Annotated in this window: 15 protein-coding genes; 10 read left to right on the top strand and 5 right to left on the bottom strand. The window is 42.2% G+C overall.

Going from position 1 to position 17,764, the window contains the following annotated elements:
- Positions 1-62: 62 nt before the first annotated feature.
- The 4 genes from tsaB to LY624_RS18140 all read right to left on the bottom strand — a co-directional run bounded on the left by tsaB (position 63) and on the right by LY624_RS18140 (position 6,891).
- On the bottom strand, positions 63-755 hold the full coding sequence (gene tsaB, locus LY624_RS18155) for a tRNA (adenosine(37)-N6)-threonylcarbamoyltransferase complex dimerization subunit type 1 TsaB (RefSeq protein ID WP_130152251.1): 693 nt from the start codon (positions 753-755) through the stop codon (positions 63-65).
- Between the two features lie 10 nt (positions 756-765).
- Positions 766-2,682: an ATP-dependent DNA helicase gene (locus LY624_RS18150; RefSeq protein ID WP_130152252.1), complete on the bottom strand. Its 1,917-nt coding sequence runs from the start codon at positions 2,680-2,682 to the stop codon at positions 766-768.
- Positions 2,683-2,777: 95 nt separating this feature from the next.
- On the bottom strand, positions 2,778-4,640 hold the full coding sequence (locus LY624_RS18145; protein ID WP_130152253.1) for a M28 family metallopeptidase: 1,863 nt from the start codon (positions 4,638-4,640) through the stop codon (positions 2,778-2,780).
- Positions 4,641-4,701: 61 nt separating this feature from the next.
- Positions 4,702-6,891 carry a M4 family metallopeptidase gene (locus LY624_RS18140; RefSeq protein ID WP_341804721.1) on the bottom strand — a complete coding sequence of 730 codons (2,190 nt, stop codon included), beginning with the start codon at positions 6,889-6,891 and terminating at the stop codon, positions 4,702-4,704.
- 382 nt (positions 6,892-7,273) lie between these two features.
- Between LY624_RS18140 and LY624_RS18135 the strand changes: the two genes are divergently transcribed.
- Positions 7,274-8,353 (top strand): mechanosensitive ion channel family protein, encoded by a 1,080-nt coding sequence (locus LY624_RS18135; RefSeq protein ID WP_341804720.1) that lies wholly within the window; start codon positions 7,274-7,276, stop codon positions 8,351-8,353.
- A gap of 226 nt (positions 8,354-8,579) precedes the next feature.
- Positions 8,580-9,863, top strand: coding sequence for a cation:proton antiporter (locus tag LY624_RS18130; RefSeq protein ID WP_237118973.1), 1,284 nt, complete (start codon positions 8,580-8,582; stop codon positions 9,861-9,863).
- A gap of 116 nt (positions 9,864-9,979) precedes the next feature.
- Here LY624_RS18130 and LY624_RS18125 read toward each other — a convergent pair whose 3' ends face one another.
- Complete coding sequence (locus tag LY624_RS18125) at positions 9,980-10,213, bottom strand: hypothetical protein (RefSeq protein ID WP_062568088.1); 234 nt, start codon at positions 10,211-10,213, stop codon at positions 9,980-9,982.
- Positions 10,214-10,557: 344 nt separating this feature from the next.
- Here LY624_RS18125 and hisG point away from each other — a divergent pair, with 344 nt between their 5' ends.
- Genes hisG through hisIE form a run of 8 tightly spaced genes read left to right on the top strand, consistent with a single transcriptional unit; the run spans position 10,558 to position 17,625 of the window.
- Positions 10,558-11,457: an ATP phosphoribosyltransferase gene (hisG, locus tag LY624_RS18120; protein ID WP_341804719.1), complete on the top strand. Its 900-nt coding sequence runs from the start codon at positions 10,558-10,560 to the stop codon at positions 11,455-11,457.
- Positions 11,458-11,463: 6 nt separating this feature from the next.
- Positions 11,464-12,765 carry a histidinol dehydrogenase gene (gene hisD / locus LY624_RS18115; protein WP_341804718.1) on the top strand — a complete coding sequence of 434 codons (1,302 nt, stop codon included), beginning with the start codon at positions 11,464-11,466 and terminating at the stop codon, positions 12,763-12,765.
- A complete protein-coding gene (gene hisC, locus LY624_RS18110) occupies positions 12,755-13,852 on the top strand; it encodes a histidinol-phosphate transaminase (RefSeq protein ID WP_253039112.1) in 1,098 nt (365 codons plus the stop codon). The genes hisD and hisC overlap by 11 nt, the downstream gene beginning before the upstream one ends.
- A complete protein-coding gene (gene hisB, locus LY624_RS18105) occupies positions 13,849-14,910 on the top strand; it encodes a bifunctional histidinol-phosphatase/imidazoleglycerol-phosphate dehydratase HisB (RefSeq protein WP_341804717.1) in 1,062 nt (353 codons plus the stop codon). The genes hisC and hisB overlap by 4 nt, the downstream gene beginning before the upstream one ends.
- Positions 14,907-15,497 carry an imidazole glycerol phosphate synthase subunit HisH gene (gene hisH / locus LY624_RS18100; RefSeq protein ID WP_237118978.1) on the top strand — a complete coding sequence of 197 codons (591 nt, stop codon included), beginning with the start codon at positions 14,907-14,909 and terminating at the stop codon, positions 15,495-15,497. Before hisB ends, hisH begins: the two co-directional genes overlap by 4 nt.
- Positions 15,498-15,524: 27 nt before the next feature.
- Complete coding sequence (locus tag LY624_RS18095; RefSeq protein WP_341804716.1) at positions 15,525-16,259, top strand: 1-(5-phosphoribosyl)-5-[(5-phosphoribosylamino)methylideneamino] imidazole-4-carboxamide isomerase; 735 nt, start codon at positions 15,525-15,527, stop codon at positions 16,257-16,259.
- Positions 16,241-17,020 carry an imidazole glycerol phosphate synthase subunit HisF gene (gene hisF, locus LY624_RS18090; RefSeq protein WP_341804715.1) on the top strand — a complete coding sequence of 260 codons (780 nt, stop codon included), beginning with the start codon at positions 16,241-16,243 and terminating at the stop codon, positions 17,018-17,020. The genes LY624_RS18095 and hisF overlap by 19 nt, the downstream gene beginning before the upstream one ends.
- The gene (gene hisIE, locus LY624_RS18085) at positions 17,011-17,625 is read left to right on the top strand and encodes a bifunctional phosphoribosyl-AMP cyclohydrolase/phosphoribosyl-ATP diphosphatase HisIE (RefSeq protein ID WP_054552013.1); all 615 of its coding nucleotides are present in this window, start codon (positions 17,011-17,013) and stop codon (positions 17,623-17,625) included. Before hisF ends, hisIE begins: the two co-directional genes overlap by 10 nt.
- The last annotated feature ends 139 nt before the right edge of the window (positions 17,626-17,764 follow it).

The raw sequence follows: 17,764 nt of genomic DNA, 5'->3' as shown, positions 1-17,764 counted from the left end.
ATCAAACATGACTAAATTATGAGCCATAACTGACGGGCACGCAAGTCCCGTTGCTCTTTCAATTACTCTCGGCCTGGTAGCTTTTTCCAAGTCACTGTATCACGAACATATTTAGGCTGTGCATTCGCAGCAGTTACCGTTTCACCGTTAGCAAAAGCAGATTCAACAGAGGCCAGCATGTATTTCGCATCAGGCAATAAGATGTTTTCACACAAGCTTACATTTGCAAGTTCTGTAACAAGCGAAGGATAGGTCTGCCAACCCGTACCCACCGCTGTTGCAGCCATTTCAGGTAGCGTTAGCAACTCAGGTTTAATAACTTGCTCTTCATCAACAAGTAGCATTAAGCCATGTTCATTTGCTTTATAGTGAGCGTAATAAATCTCACCCATACGCGCATCAATCGCAGAAAACACATCACGTACTTGATGTTGCTCAAACGCTTGTTGCGCCATCATCTGTAATGTTGATACCCCAACCAAAGGCAAGCGTGCGGCATAAGCTAAACCTTGTGCAATCGCAACACTTATACGCACGCCCGTGAAGCTTCCAGGCCCTTGACCAAACCCAATCACATCTAAATCGGTTAATTTACATTCTGCCTTTGCGAGTAACTCATCAATTAAAGGCAAGATCTTTTGGCTGTGCTGCTGTGGGCACTCTTCAAAATGATGAAATGTTTGCCCTTGATAATGTAGCACCAGCGATAAAGCTTCAGTTGATGCATCTAAGGCAAGAATATTGTGTTTAATCATCTAAGTTACTCTAATTGATCTGTTCTAAAAACGCGTTTGCCATTGCTAAATCACGCGTGCGGCGCATGGGTGGCAAACTTTTTAAAAATACTTGGCCATAATGGCGCGTTACTAAGCGGTTATCGCAAATAACCAGCACACCTTTATCTTTACTATCGCGAATAAGCCGCCCTACTCCTTGCTTTAATGCAATCACTGCTTGGGGTAATTGAATATGTGCAAATGGGTCTTTACCTTGCAACTGGCAATCTTGCATTTTTGCTTGCAACAATGGGTCATCCGGCGCGGCAAACGGCAATTTATCTATAATAACACAACTTAATGTGCTGCCTCTAACATCCACGCCTTCCCAAAATGAGGCTGTACCGAGTAAAACGGCATTACCATGGCGGGTAAACTTTTCAAGGATAATGCGCTTTGACATTTGCCCTTGCATATAAACTGGATAATCCATTTGCGTGGTTAAACCTTCCGCCACTAAGTGCATCATGCGATAACTTGTAAACAGCACAAAGCAGCGACCTTTTGCTGATTTAATCAACTCAAGGGTCAGCTTGATAATAGCATGGGGCATATTATTCGCGTGAGACTCAGGTAAGTAGCGCGGTAAGCAAAGCAGTGCTTGTTGTTGATAATCAAACGGACTTTCAACAATCATGCTTTGCGTAGGTTTTAAACCAAGGCTAGCGTTAAAGTGCGCTAATTCGTTATCGACCGATAAAGTCGCCGAGGTAAACACAAAACCTGCACCTGTGTCTTTCATCATTTGTGCGAATTTAGCCGATACATTAAGTGGTGTAATGTTTACCGTTAGGTATCGGCGAGTGGTTTCGTACCAATAACTATAGCCTGTTTGTGCAGTATCAAATACACGTTCTAACTGACCTTTAAAAGCGAGTGTACGTTCAAACGGATGCTCTATTTTTTCACTACGATCTAAACATAACTTCAACACTTGATATAAAAAGTCGAGGTCGCTTATCACGCGGTGCAGTGCTGCACAAATAGCTTTATCGGCCAACTTTTCACGCCAGTCACCGCGACTGCCATCTAAGCCAAACTGCAGACGTAAATCTGCCACGCTAGTTTCTAACTTATTGAGGGTTTTACCTAATTGCAGCATATCGGGGATATCTGCACGGTAAATCGCGCGTAAGTCATTGATTAAATCCACCAGCTTTTTAGTACTAACACTTTCACCAAAATAGTCACTGGCAATTTCACTGAGCTGATGAGCCTCATCAAAAATATAGGCATCAGCAGTAGGCATCAATTCAGCAAAACCCGTGTCTTTCACAGCCATATCAGCAAAAAACAAATGATGGTTGATCACCACCACATCGGCTTCCATCGCATTTAAGCGCGCTTTACGAATATAACAATCTTGAAAATCGGGACACTCTTTACCCAAGCAATTATCAGCAGTTGAGCTAACATAAGGCAGTACTTTGGCGTCTTCTTCTATGCCAACACAATCTGCTAAATCGCCAGAACGCGTTTCACTGGCAAACTTTGCCACCATCGCCAGTTGATGCATGACATCTGGATCATCTGTTGGTACATGCGCAACGTGCTGACTTAAGCGATAGGTACATAAATAATTTGCACGGCCTTTTAATAGGGCTACTTTTTTCGTGGCACTGAGTGCTTTTACTAAATTGGGTAAATCACGATGAAACAACTGTTCTTGCAGTGCTTTTGAGCCCGTTGAGATGATAGTTTTACCTTTTGATTTTAACGCAGGCGCTAAGTAAGCATAAGTTTTACCTGTACCTGTTCCCGCCTCAACCACTAATTGGTGACGTTTTTTCAAGGCATCATCAACCGCAACAGCCATGTCAATTTGTGGCTGTCTTGGAGTGTATCCATCAAGAGAAAGTGCAAGCGGGCCCGTGGCACTGAAAAGTTGTTTGATAAACTTCGCCAATAAGATTAAAAGTGGTGGGCAGATTTTACGTAACTGGTTAACCTAGGGCAAGACTAAATGAGGAAGCAAGGCTTCCTCATCATTAAAAACATGGGTTATTGTGCTTCTATAGTGAGTGTCACACCCAATGCAGAGCTATAACCTTGCAAGTCTATATACCAAGTACCCGCTTGAGGATTACTAATCTGACATGTCTCTTCGTTGCCATTTTTATAAGGTCGACATTGATAATTTGAACTCGTCGAAGGTGAGCCGTAATTAACATATAAATCAGCATCACCACTGCCCCCAGAAATAGTCACTGTTAGATTACTCATACCGCTAGGGATCGCTTGAGTAAACCTCTGCCAAGTACCAATGGGTACATTAACATTCGTTTCTGTGCGGTCTATAGGTGTACTGCCAGAGCTTTGGCTATAACTTCCCGTTAATGCAACACCAGCAATTTCATTCCATGCTTCAACCATAACGTGATAAGTCCCCGCTTGTATTGATGAAATCGCACAGCTTTCGTTACTTGAAGATGTTGTACTTTTACAATCAAAATCTTGTAAAGTCGGCTTGCTGCCAAATTTGACATATAAATCGGCATCACCTGTACCACCTTGTGTCGTAAACTCTAGGTTGTTGCTCATTGCTGGCACTTCAAGGGTAAAAAATAGTTGCTGTTTTGCAGCCGCAGATAAACCCGTTTTTGCTACACCATTTTCAAGTTCATTACTTGGTTCGCTCACAACATCACCGGCATTTTTTGCCATTTCAGCAAGGTAGCTCACAGCCAGTTTGGCAAATTTGCTGGCATGTTGCGCGTCGAACTGTGAATCGTTTGAAGTATGGATGAGAGGGTTAATATCGCTCATTCTTGATTCAAATGGCATTGAGGCGGCAAAGCCTTGCTGATACCAAGATGCATGATCTGAACAGCCATAACCGCATTGGTCAAAACCGTAGCTAACACTTGGTTGATAAGCATCAAGTAATTGCGATAAATACTGGTTTTGTGGTGAATTGGTGTAATCTGTCATCATCACAATGTCTGTGCTGCTGCCGTTATTACCTGTCATATCAAATTGCACCATACCAACCACATTTTTAGCCTGTGATTTATAACTCTGGGCAATATCTTTAGAGCCCCGAAGGCCGACTTCTTCTGCAGCAAACCCCATAATTTGGATAGTTCGTTGAGGTTGATAGTTATTATCAACAATCGCTTTTAAGGCCTGGGTAAGCACAGCAATGCCTGATGCGTTATCGTCTGCACCAGGCGCACGCCCATTGCTTGGGTTTGATTGATTTATTGAATCTAGGTGACCACCAATCACGACAATTTCATCGGCTTTTTCAGCACCTGGAATAGTCACAACAACAGACGACTGTGAAAAGCTATGATTGAAGTATTCGACGCTAATATCACTACGGCTACTTGCTATTTGTTGCCAGTGATTTTTTAACCACTGAGCTGCATCTACACCGCTTTGCACTGAATAGTATCGATTATGGAAATTCATCATACTATTCACTGTATCAGTAAGCTCACTTGCATTAATTGATGAAAGCAACGCATTGACTGTCGTAGCGTTATCAATAGTATAACTTGCAAAGCTGCGCGTCGAAGCAAGTTGTGAAACACTATTTAGCTTTTGAGTATACAGTTCGGCATCGGCAAGAGATTCATGAGCCACAAAACCACCACAGCGATGGTAGTTATCGTGCATAAACTCGCTTAACCCTGCTATATCCTGTTTATTGACACGCATAAAGTTTACATCATTTATAACTGACGATTGCAAAGCGAGGTTACGTGTTTGTTTTTGTTTACTTAGCGCATCTTGTTGAAAATGTTTTGCGGCTAGGGCATCAATTGTCACCCAGACTGTTTCATCATCTTGAGCGAAACACATTTGGCTTAACGACAGTGAGGCTACACCGACTAAGCACTGCTTAAGAAGGGTTGTCATAATGGGTCCTTTTCTTTGTGAGGGAAAGCAAAGGGAGCGAATGCTCCCTTTTTATGATTGGCTAATTAGCCGAGATGGAGAGTGTTACGCCACTCGCTGCGTTGTAACCACGTAAGTCAATATACCAAGTGCCTGCTTGAGGATTGGTAAAGGTACACGTTTCGCTGTTACCATTTTTATATGGGCGGCAATCATAGCTAGAAGTTGTTGATTGCGAACCAAACTTAACGTAAAGATCTGCATCGCCAGTGCCACCTGAAATAGTGACATCCAGTGATGAATAACCCGCCGTTAAATCTTGTGTGAAGCGTGTCCAGCTACCTGATGCAACACTCACATTTGATTCTGTACGATTGATAGGTGTCACTCCACCTGAACCATTATCAAAACTACCTGTTAAAGACACACCAGAGATTTGGTTCCATGCTTCTACCATCACATAGTATGTGCCTGCTTGTACATTACTGATCGCACAGCTTTCAGTGCTAGTAGATGACGTACTCTTACAATCAAAGTTGTTAAGTGTTGGTCTAGAGCCATACATTACATACAGATCGGCATCGCCACTTCCACCTGTGGTATTGAATTGCAGGTTTGTAGCACCACTCGGAACATCTAAAGTGAAGAACAGCTGTTCTTTGGCTGCGCCACTAATCCCTGTGCGCGCAACACCATTTGTTAACGCTTCGTCAGTCGGTGGCTCAGTTGTACCACCACAGCTACTACCTGCGCTTAAGCTTGAACTAACACCTACCGCAGCAAGCGCTGCTTGAACATCGGCAGGATCGTAGTTTAAGTCACATGCCGCATCCATAACGCCATTACCTGCAAGGTCCCAGTTAGTGCTTGCTGTCCAATAAAGTTGGTTAGCGCGTGCCATAACCACAAATGCCTTTTGCGTATCCCAACCCGATGTCGTTGCAAGATTATAAAATGCTTTATTGAATACGCCTGAGCTGTAGTGAACATCCATACCTGAGTAGTAATCATTTTGATGATCAATTGAGCTACCATCTTGAGTTGGATTATTCATGTAGCGAAGTGCGCCATTACCTTTGAAGATCTCCTGACCAACTAACCAGTCATTTGAGCCTTTCATGTAAAACTCAGCGGCTTCACCAGCCATATCAGAGAAAGCTTCGTTTAAACCACCCGATTTACCAGAATAAACAAGTCCTGAGTTTTGCTCAGTAAAGCCGTGACTCACCTCATGAGCTGATACGTCTAGACTTACTAGAGGGTAAAACGTATTTTGGCCATCACCAAAGGTCATAGCACTGCCATCCCAAAATGCATTTTCGTAATTGTTACCATAGTGAACACGCATTTTTAATTGGAAAGTTAGAGGTGCAGTACCTAACCAATCGTTATACATATTAAAAATAACGTTACCAAAATAATGTGCGTCATTGAGTGGTGAATATGCACCATTAATTTCTTTAAAGGTATTTTCAGGGCACGTAAACGAATAAGCCGTAGAACCACTCGTGCCGCCATTGAGGTTAATCGTTCTTACGTTGGCGTTATTCATCGTACATGTGTTGCCCGACTGAGAAACATCAAGGCTACTGAAGTCACTGCCATAGAGGTACTTACCCGTTTTTAAATTACCGCCTGGGCCTGTTGCACTTGCATGTTGGAGGTTATCCATACTAAAGAGTACTTCACCAGTATTCGCATCAATAATTTGATAAGGGCGAGACGGGTTTTCACCATAAGTGACGTATGACACTTCGTAAACCAAATGCGCAACGCTATTCTCATCAAGCCAAATAGCTAAACGAGACTGCTCATTGTGTCTCTCTAGGCCTGACGATTTTTTTGCAACGGCTGAATTAGCAAGGCCATGCGCTAGCGCTTTTTGTTTTGGTAAAGCAGGTGAAACAGAGCCGATATCTGAAGCAATATCATAGACCGCAGCACCATGTGCTGTTTTTAACTGCCCCGCATCATCAAAGGTAAGAATAACTGTATCACCAATAACTGGGATATTCTTATACATTTGCTGGTAACGGCGGGTTGTCGTACCGTTATTGCTTTTTATTTCTTTTAAAACAGTTAGTTCATTTCCAGCTTCCAAACCAATTAAATGTTTCGGATTAGACATTAATACTGATGCAGCATTAGTCTGTAATGCCTTATTAATACCTGTTTGCTTGTTTAGATATTTTTTATTTGCAGCTTCTGCATTTGTTGCTTGAGCTAATGCCAAAGCAGCAAGAGTAGCTATTGTGAGTTTTGATAAATTCACGTTTACGCTCCGTTAGATTGTTATTTAATATTTTCCTAATAATCGGGTTACACACGTTCCCGATTGCTAACCAGCCTAGCGCGATCAAAAAGAAAACAAAAATTAAACAATAAATTAACAATTGAAATTACAAGATCTCTTTAAAGTGCTTATTTTTTAGTAGGTTAACAAAAAGACATGATAGATAAAGCTTAGAATCGGCGTGAAATTGTAAAAAAATAATTACAGATCGTTAACAAATTTACTACATCAGTCCCTTTTTTATTGATTATTTCTTAGTTTTGTTTAATCAGCTCCCCATTCATTTCCTGTTCGTTGAGCACTTTAAAGCTGGGTACATAAATTGCAACGACGACACAGACTTTAGCTTATAGGATTAACTATGTTAGGCGAGCTGTCGCAAAGCGAATGGGTAAACAAACCATGGTTGCTAATAATTGGTGGCACAACCCTAGCTGCTATTATCTTGTTTATAATAAGGTTTTTAATTGTTTACTGTTTAAAGAAATGGACAAGACGAACAGACTTTGTATTCGATTCACTACTTGTAGACTCACTTATTACTCCGCTTACCTTGTGCACAATGATGGTGCTTGTGATCATATTTGGGCAGTTATTAAGTGTTACCGGATTTATGACAGAGCACCCCTTGCCTATTTCAACCACTGCTAAAACAATATGCATTATTGCGTTTATATTGTTTTTAGATCATTTTTTATTTGGCACAGTTGATTATTATAGTGCGCGTTCAGCAATGGTATCGAATAGTCATAGCATTATTAAAGGACTCATACGCTGTGTAATTGTATGTGTTGGCCTGCTGGTTTTATTGGGTACTTTGGGTATATCAATCACACCTATAATTGCATCACTTGGTATTACGTCTCTTGCTGTTGCACTCGCTTTGCAGCCTACACTTGAAAACTTCTTCTCTGGCGTTCAGTTGGTGATTGATAAACCGATTCGGGTGGGTGACTTTATAGAGCTTGAAAGTGGCGACCAAGGCCTTGTCGAGAAGATTGGTTGGCGCTCAACTTGGGTAAAAATGTTGCCGAATAACATGATAGTCATCCCAAACAGTCAGCTGTCTAAATCACGCATCATTAATTACTTTTACCCCGAAAAAGAGCTCAGTGTACCTGTTGAAGTGGGTGTTCATTATGGGTCGGACCTAGAAAAAGTTGAACAAGTGACACTGGATGTAGCAAGGCAGGTTTTAAAAAGTCATAAATGGGGCGTGGCTGACTACGATACATTTGTGGTATTTCATACCTTTGATCAATCAAGCATCAATTTTACCGTGATGCTAAGAGCAAAAGAATACTTCAATCGATTTTGGGTAAAATCTGCTTTTATTAAGGCACTGCACAAGCGTTACGCTGAAGAAGGAATTGTGATCCCTTATCCAATAAGGGCTATTAATACGAGTCAGGAATCGACGCAATTAAAAAAAGTTGATTGACCTAGCTAAACTAATCCTCAGCGTACTTTTAATCAGGTTTATTTTGTCTCTTTTGAGACATTTTTAACAGCAATTATACAATTGCAATCATCCATCTGAACTTTTACTCTAAAATATCATAAAAATCGCATAAACACTGTGACATACATGAGATAGAGGCGTACCATATGCGGCCAGAAAGTGACAACTTTCTGCGTCTTGTTATACAAATATTTAAGGTCAAACAATGAATGCTTGGTACCTCATTTGTTTTCTTTCAGCATTAGCTATTTTTATTGCTTTTGCTAACCAATATATCCTCAAAATGCAAACCACAATTGCTATAACAACAGGCTCTGTTGTTATTTCTTTACTGCTTATACTTGCCGTTAAAATGCTCGGTGATAGCACCGCCCTCGAAATGACCCAAATAGTCTCTAGTATCAACTTTAATCAGTTGCTATTAAAAGGCATGCTCGGGTTTTTACTGTTCGCAGGTGCACTTGAAATCAACCTAGCAGCCCTTCGTAAACAACGCTGGGAAATAACCGCATTAGTGTTATTTTCAACCATTACATCCACGGTCATCGTTGGTTACTTAAGCTACTACTTATTTGCTTTTGTTGGCTGGCCGGTGCCATTTATTTACTGCTTATTATTTGGTGCATTAATCAGCCCAACCGACCCGATTGCAGTGTTAGCCATTATTAAACAAATGCGAGCCCCAGAAGGTATTTCTGTGCAAGTCGAAGGTGAGTCTTTGTTTAATGATGGTATTGGTTTGGTGATTTTTACTACTATATTTTCAGTTGCATTTTATGGTACAGAAGCAAACTTTACCGATGTTGCCGAGCTATTCTTAGTTGATGCAATTGGTGGCATTGTATTTGGTTTAGTAATTGCTTTAGTCGGACATTTTTTAATTATTAATAGCCGCGATGTGAACATTCGTTTGCTACTAACCCTGACCATTCCAACCGCTGGCTTTGCTGCTGCAAACATTTGGGAAATCTCAGGTGCACTGGCGATGGTAACAAGTGGGATTTTACTAGGTAATATCACTCGCTCAAAAGCAACAGAACGCACAGGGCCTGAAGATACTCGCTACGTAAAAGACTTTTGGCATGCCACCGATAGCTTTTTAAATGCCTTGCTGTTTTTGATCATCGGTATGCTCATTGTCACTATGCCTATTACTCTTGAAGAGATTGGCCTTGGCTTACTTATGGTACCTGTGGTGCTACTGGCACGCTTTGTAAGTGTGGGTGCACCGTTTGTGTTCTTTAAAAAATACCGTCAATACGACAAGCACTCAGTGAAAATTCTCACTTGGGGAGGCTTAAGGGGTGGTTTAGCGTTAGCTATGGCTGCAGCTATCCCACGCGATCAAGTGATGATTGCAGGCTCTGACCTTCACAATTTAATCGTAATAGTCACCTATGTGGTGGTGATTTTTTCAATTATCGTACAAGGCTTAACAATATCGCCGCTGATCCAAAGTAGTATTCAATCAGCAGAAGCGAAAAATTAAGCACTGCTTTAAACCATGAAGGCTCGTTTATCGAGCCTTTTTACGCTTCTTGCACATACGACCACCACCAGCTAACTTTTTAGTTACTAAATAAGACCGTAGACGAGAAAAATTCGCTATGCCCACGTATCGAGATGCTGATTGCCTTCTTCATCTTCTTCGGTGGTGTTTTTATTATTTTTATCCGCTTTTTGGGCTGTTTTTTTTCGTAACTCAATCTCTCGCTTTTGTCGCTTTTCAAGCTCAATTCGCTGCACGTTCGCGTCTTTTACTCCCGCAATATGAAACGCACCTTTACTTTCAAGCTGTAGGCGAGTTATACGCCCTAAAAAGGGGATCATGATATCCATATGTACCTCCTATCTATCCATTTATTATCGGCAGTTATAGCATATACTTTAATTTCGCAAAAAAATGCTTGCCAAAGATTAGCAAAGCATGTTTATCTATATGCGTAACTTATTTAAACAGATTTACGCACTGGTTTACACAAACGAGTGCAACACAGGAAAAATTATGCGCTTCAATCTGACAACTATCCATCATCACCATCATTCATCGGAATAGCCTGTCAGGTTTTTCGCTGAGAGGTTATTCCTAAAAGGAACCTCTGGCGAGCAATCAACCAAATTATTTATTTTCGCCCTGAGGTTCCCTCGGGGTTTTTAGTTTTTGAATTAAAGGAAAATGAATAATGAGCAATACCAACCGTTTACGAATCGCCATCCAAAAAGGCGGCCGCTTATCAAAAGACTGCCAAGAGTTACTAAAACAACTTGGTGTTAAATTAAATCTTCGTGAACAACGTTTAATCGCACACTCTACCAACATGCCAATTGATGTACTTCGTGTACGCGATGACGATATTCCGGGCCTTGTTATGGACGGTGTGTGTGACCTAGGTATCGTTGGTGAAAACGTACTTGTTGAAGTACAAGCCGAGCGCGAACGCCAAGGTGTGGCATTCGAAGTGAATAAACTTTCTAAACTTGATTTTGGTTACTGCCGCCTAGCACTTGCATGGCCGCAAGAACTTGGCCCGCAAGATAAAAGCTGGTTCGAAGGTAAACGCATTGCCACTACTTACCCAGAAATCTTAAGCCAATATCTAAAACGCGAAGGCATTAACGCAAGCACAGTCATGTTAACGGGCTCTGTTGAAGTTGCTCCGCGTGCCGGTTTAGCTGATGCAATCTGTGACCTAGTGTCTACCGGTGCAACCTTAGAAGCTAATGGCTTAATGCAAGGCGACACCATCTTAGAATCAAATGCATGTTTAATTCAAAACAAAGACCTTACTGATCAAAGCAAACTTGATTTAATCAATACGCTAATGCCGCGTCTACGTGGTGTACGCCAAGCAAAAGAAAGTAAATACATCATGCTACACGCACCAAAAGCCAAGCTTGATGAAGTGTGCGACTTACTACCGGGTACTGGCCAACCGACTTTACTATCGCTTGCTGGTAGCGAAGATTATGTTGCACTACACATGGTTAGCAGCGAAACCCTTTTCTGGGAAACTATGGAGCAGTTAAAAGCACTGGGTGCCAACTCAATTCTTGTTATGCCAATTGAAAAAATGATGGAGTAATTATCCATGTTTCGCTGGAATGAGGAAAATCAACAAGCACAGCAGGCGGTACTTACCCGCCCTGCTGTTACTGCAAGTAAAGAGGTTGAAGCAATTTGCATCGACATCTTAAATGCAGTTAAAACACAAGGTGACGCAGCGTTATTAAAGATGGCAAAAGAGTTTGATAAGCGCAAAACACCTCGCTTATTAGTGCCAGTTGAAGAAATAAACCAAGCTGAGCAGTTATTATCAAACGAGTTAAAAGCCGCCATCGAAACGGCCTATGCCAATGTTAAACGCTTTCACCAAGCACAATTACCTAAAGACATTAAGTTAACCACGCAACCTGGCGTGTTATGTGAACTTAAATATCAAGCCATAGAAGCGGTAGGTATTTACGTACCTGGTGGCAGTGCACCATTGCCATCGTCAGTGATTATGCAAGGGGTGCTTGCACAGTTAAGTGGTGCACAAACCGTTGTACTAACTACACCTGTAAAAGCCGATGAAACTATCAACCCTGCCATTTTATATGCGGCAAAACTATGTGGTATTAAAACCATTGTAGAAAGTGGCGGCGCCGGAGCGATTGCAGCTATGGCTTACGGTACAGAGTCAGTGCCTAAAGTGAACAAGATTTTTGGCCCGGGAAATAGCTTTGTCACCATGGCAAAACAACTTGTTGCGCAAACTATTCCGGGCATGGCGATTGATATGCCTGCAGGCCCTTCTGAAGTGCTAGTGATTGCTGATGAGCGTGCAAACCCAGAGTTTATTGCGGCAGATTTATTATCGCAAGCAGAGCACGGTGCAGATTCACAGGTTATTTTACTGTGTAACAGCGAACGGATTATTGAAAAAACACAGCAAGCATTAACAGAGCAGCTAGCAAAATTAAGTCGTAAAGACACTGCCGAGCAAGCCCTTGCTAACTCAAGCTTGATATTAGTGGACTCGGTTGAGCAAGCCTTTGCGGTGTCTGCTCAATATGGTCCTGAGCACCTTATTATACAGCTTGCTGATGCGCAGCCTTATTTAAGCTTAGTAAAAAATGCCGGTTCAGTATTTGTGGGTGATTACACTCCGGAGTCTGCCGGAGACTATGCATCTGGCACGAACCACGTACTACCAACGTATGGTTACAGTGCGACCTATTCGAGCTTAAACTTACTGGACTTCTTTAGAACTTACACAGTGCAAACCATCAGTAAAAATGGCTTACGTGAATTATCTAAAGCAATTTTACCTTTAGCTGCAGCAGAGGGGCTTGATGCTCACGCTAATGCTGTTTCAATTCGTCTTGAGGCTATGAACAATGAGCGATAATTCAAAAATAACAACGCTGCTGCCAGATAACATTGCAGCGCTAACAGCTTATAGTTCGGCGAAAAGTGAAAAGCTGACAGGCACAACGTGGTTAAATGCCAATGAAAGCCCGTATTCACGTACGCCAAATATCAATTTAGCAGATTTAAATCGCTACCCAGATCCGCAGCCTCAGCAAGTGATCAATCGTTACGCTTGCTATGCTAATTTAGAACCAGAGCAAGTACTGATGACTCGCGGTGCTGATGAGGGTATTGAACTATTAGTACGTACTTTTTGTAGCCCTGCTAAAGATAGCATTGCACTTTTTTTGCCAACTTACGGCATGTACAAAGTCACTGCTGATACCCACAACATTGCGATTAACGGTTTAACTCAAGAGCTGTTATTAAAAGGCACAGTTGATGAGATTGTCACTGCGGTTGCTGATTCAAAGCTGGTGTTTATTTGTAATCCAAATAACCCTACCGGCAGCATGACAAGCCTAGACAAAATTAGAAAAATCACCCAGCAACTTGCGGGTAAAGCGATTGTCGTGGTGGATGAAGCTTATATAGAATTTTGCCCAGAACAAACAGCGGCAAGCCTGATCAACGAGTTTAGTAACCTTGTGGTACTAAGGACTTTATCAAAAGCATTTGCACTAGCGGGTTTAAGAACAGGCTTCACATTAGCCAACAGCGAGCTACTTGCGCCTATTCGTAAAGTGATTGCGCCTTACCCTGTATCAACGGTGGTTGCGAGCATTGCCGCAGATGCATTAAGTAGCGACAACATCGCTTCAATGCGCCGTCAGGTGACTATTCTAAATAGCTTAAAAGCCAAACTGAAAAGCTGGCTTGAGCAATCACCTGCTGTTATCAAAGTACTGAGCGGTGAAGGTAACTTCGTCACCTTAAAACTAAAAGACAAACAATCATTTAATATCGCACTTGAGCAAGGACTCGTGATGCGTGCCTTTACTTTATATGGCGAAAATGATTGGTTACGAATTTCTATCGGTAACGAGCAAGAACTAGAACAAGTAAAAATTTGGTTAGATGGTTTATCACTGACCAGCAATACAGTAGAACAGGAATTATCATGAGCAACCCGTATTTATTTATTGACCGCGATGGCACGATTATCGAAGAGCCTATCACCGACAAACAGGTTGATAGCCTAGAAAAATTAGTGTTCTTGCCGAATGTGATCCCTGCTCTTTTACAACTTCAAGCGGCAGGTTACCGCCTTGTGATGGTTTCAAACCAAGATGGTTTAGGCACTGATAGCTTCCCGACCGCTGATTTTGATATTGCCCAAGACAAGATGATGAATATCTTAAACAGCCAAGGGATTAAATTTGATGAAGTTCTGATCTGCCCTCACTTTGATGAACAAAATTGTGACTGCCGTAAACCAAAAACTGGTTTACTTACTGAGCTGATGCGCTCGGGTAAAGTTGATTTAGCGCGCTCATTTGTGATTGGCGATCGCCAAACTGATATTGGACTTGCTAATAACTTATGCTGCGAAGGTATTTTGTATGATGGCAGTTGGGGTGCCATTGTCACTAAGCTGACAACCGCGAACCGTGAAGGCCGTGTCACTCGCAATACCAAAGAAACGCAAATCGATGTGCAAGTTAATTTAGACCAAACAAAAAATGGCGAAATTAGCACTGGCCTTGGCTTTTTCGACCACATGCTTGACCAAATTCGTACACACGCCAATATCGGACTTAATATTCAAGCCACTGGCGACTTACACATTGATGAGCACCACCTAGTTGAAGATATCGGCATTGCACTTGGCCTTGCCCTTAAACAAGCACTAGGAACAAAAACGCAAATTGGTCGCTATGGTTTTGCACTCCCTATGGATGAATGCAAAGCAGAAGCGCAAATTGACTTATCAGGCCGTGCCTCATTTGTATTAAACGCCGATTTTAGCCGTGAAAAAGTGGGCGACTTAGACGTGCAAATGGTTGAACACTTCTTTAAAAGCTTAAGTGATAATGCCGCCATGAGCCTTATTTTGTCGGTTAGCGATGGTAACTGTCACCACCAAGTTGAAGGTCTATTTAAAGCGTTTGCAAGAGCACTTCGCGCTGCGATTGCAAAAGATGCTTCACAACAAACAGCAAGCTCTAAGGGGTGTTTATGATTGCCATAATTAATACCGGTTGTGCCAACATTAACTCTGTTCGTTTTGCCTTTGAACGCTTGGGCGAAAAACCTGAGGTGATCACCTCACCTGAGCAACTAAAAGGCTTTGAACGTGCTATTTTACCAGGCGTAGGCCATGCTTCTGTTGCCATGAAACGCCTAAAAGACGGTGGTTGGCAGCAAGCAATTGATGAATATCAGCGCCCGCTGATGGGCATTTGTTTAGGTATGCAATTACTTTGCGACAGCACTGAAGAAGGCAACGTTGATTGCCTTGGCAAAATTCCAGGTATTGTTAAGCACTTAGATGTGGGTACATTAACCTCACCGCACATGGGGTGGAATGACCTAAGCGTGTTAAAAGAGCATGCCCTTACCAAAGGGTTATCAGCGCAAGATCAAGTGTACTTTGTGCATAGCTTTGCTCACACAGTAAACGATGCCACCCTAGTTAGCGGTGAATACGGGCAAGCTTTTTCAGCGATAGTTGCCAAAGATAACTACGCAGGCATGCAGTTCCACCCTGAGCGAAGCGCCAAAGTAGGCACGCGACTTTTACAAAACTTTTTAGATTGGCAGCTGTAAGCGCAGCAAAAAATAAGAGAAATAAACGTGATTATTCCAGCACTCGATGTATTACAAAACCAAATTGTGCGCTTATACCAAGGTAAGTATGATACAGCACAATTTTACCCTTACGAACTTGGCGCACGCTTACAAGAGTACGCAAACAGCGGCGCAGGCAAACTGCACTTAGTTGATTTAGAAGGCGCGCGCGATCCAAATAAAAAACAGTGGCAGCATATTCAAGCTGCAACCAAAGCGCTTAATGTGCCTTATCAAGTGGGCGGTGGTATTCGCTCAGAGCAAGATGTTGCTGACTGGCTTGAAGCCGGTGCTAATCAAGTCGTGATCGGCTCAATGGCCGTTGAAAAGCGCGAACAAGTAAAGGCGTGGATTGAAAAATTTGGCAGCTCTCACTTTGTTATCGCACTAGATGTTAATAAAACTGACAACGGCTGGGCACCCGCAACACATGGTTGGTTAAGTGAATCTGAGTTTGGTTTGTTCGAACTTGTTGATTTTTACGTGGCACTGGGTGTGGTTGATTTTCTGTGTACTGACATCAGTAAAGACGGCACCATGACTGGTCCTTCGTTTGCACTTTATGAAGATTTAACCAACCACAACAGCAAGATTAAAGTTCAAGCTTCAGGCGGTGTAAGCTCACTGGATGATATTGCAAAGCTGAAGAAACTTGGCGTTGGCGGTGTTATCTTAGGTAAATCATTGCTTGATGGTGCCTTTAATGTTGAGGAGGCGCTAGCATGTTATCAAAACGCATAATCCCTTGTTTAGATGTAAAAGACGGCCAAGTCGTTAAAGGTGTTAAATTTAAAGGCCATGAAGTGGTTGGTGATATTTTAACGCTTGCTAAGGCATACAGCGATGCCGGTGCGGATGAACTAGTGTTTTATGAAATCAGTGCCAGCGTCGAAAAACGCCTACTTGATGTTAATTGGGTAGAGAATATTGCACGCCACATTGATATTCCATTTTGTGTGGCAGGCGGCATTAAATCTGTTGCCGATGCAGCACGTGTTTTAGAACGTGGTGCAGATAAAATCAGTATTAATAGCCCTGCAATTGCTCGCCCAGAGCTTATCAAAGAGTTACACGATGAGTTTGGTAAACAATGCGTGGTTGTGGGTATTGATAGCTTTTATGATGAAAACACTGGCGAGTATTTAGTGTACCAGCTGACTGGCGACCCAAATGCATCAAGCCGTACTCGCTACAAAACCGAAGAATGGGTTAAGCGCGTGCAAGACCTAGGCGCTGGTGAAATTGTACTCAACTGCATGAACCAAGATGGCGTGCGTAAAGGCTACGACAATGTTCAGCTATCAAAAATGCGTGCACTGTGCGATATTCCTCTGATTGCTTCAGGTGGCGCAGGGACGATGCAAGATTTTGTTGATGTATTTCAACAAAGCCAAGTTGATGGCGCGCTCGCTGCCAGCGTATTTCACAAGAGCGTCATTGATATTGGCGAACTAAAACAATTTTTAATCGATAATAATGTAGCGGCAAGACTATGCAATTAACCAAAGACACTCTTTCTCAAGTCGATTTTGCCAAAAGCGAATTGATCCCAGCTATCGTGCAAGACGCACGCTCTGGGGTAATTTTAATGCAAGGCTTTATGAATCAAGATGCATTAGCTGCCACTTTCGACAAGCAAAAAGTAACCTTTTACTCGCGTTCTAAAGAGCGTTTATGGACCAAAGGCGAAACATCAGAAAACTACCTTGAAGTCGTTTCAGTACACACCGACTGCGATTACGACTCACTATTAGTACTGGCAAACCCACTTGGGCCAACATGCCACCTAGGTACACAAAGCTGTTTTGGCGATGATGCTAAACCTAGCTTATCGTTTTTAGCTGAGCTTGAACAAGTGATTGTTTCGCGTAAAGACGATGATCCAAGCAAAAGCTACACAGCGTCTTTATTTGCAAAAGACTTAAGCCGTAGTTGCCAAAAAGTGGGGGAAGAAGGTGTTGAAGTTGCCCTTGCAGCCATGAAACATGATAACGATGAATTAACCAATGAATCGGCAGACTTACTGTATCACTTAACTGTGTTATTACAGCGCCAAGGCCTATCATTGGCTGATGTGGTGAGCTGTTTACAAGGCCGCCATAAGTAAATGATGTTCAGTTAGATGCACCTTTTTAGGTGCATCTTTTTCTAGTGTTTCTTAAATCCACTCTTATCTACCCAGTGCTTTTAAAACATCACGGGTAAAGTCATGTTCACTAAAGCCTTTAAGCCCTGCAAGGTCGTAC

This window comes from Pseudoalteromonas sp. N1230-9 (assembly GCF_032716425.1).
Taxonomy (GTDB): Bacteria; Pseudomonadota; Gammaproteobacteria; order Enterobacterales; family Alteromonadaceae; genus Pseudoalteromonas.
This window is presented reverse-complemented; position numbering and strand designations above follow the sequence as displayed.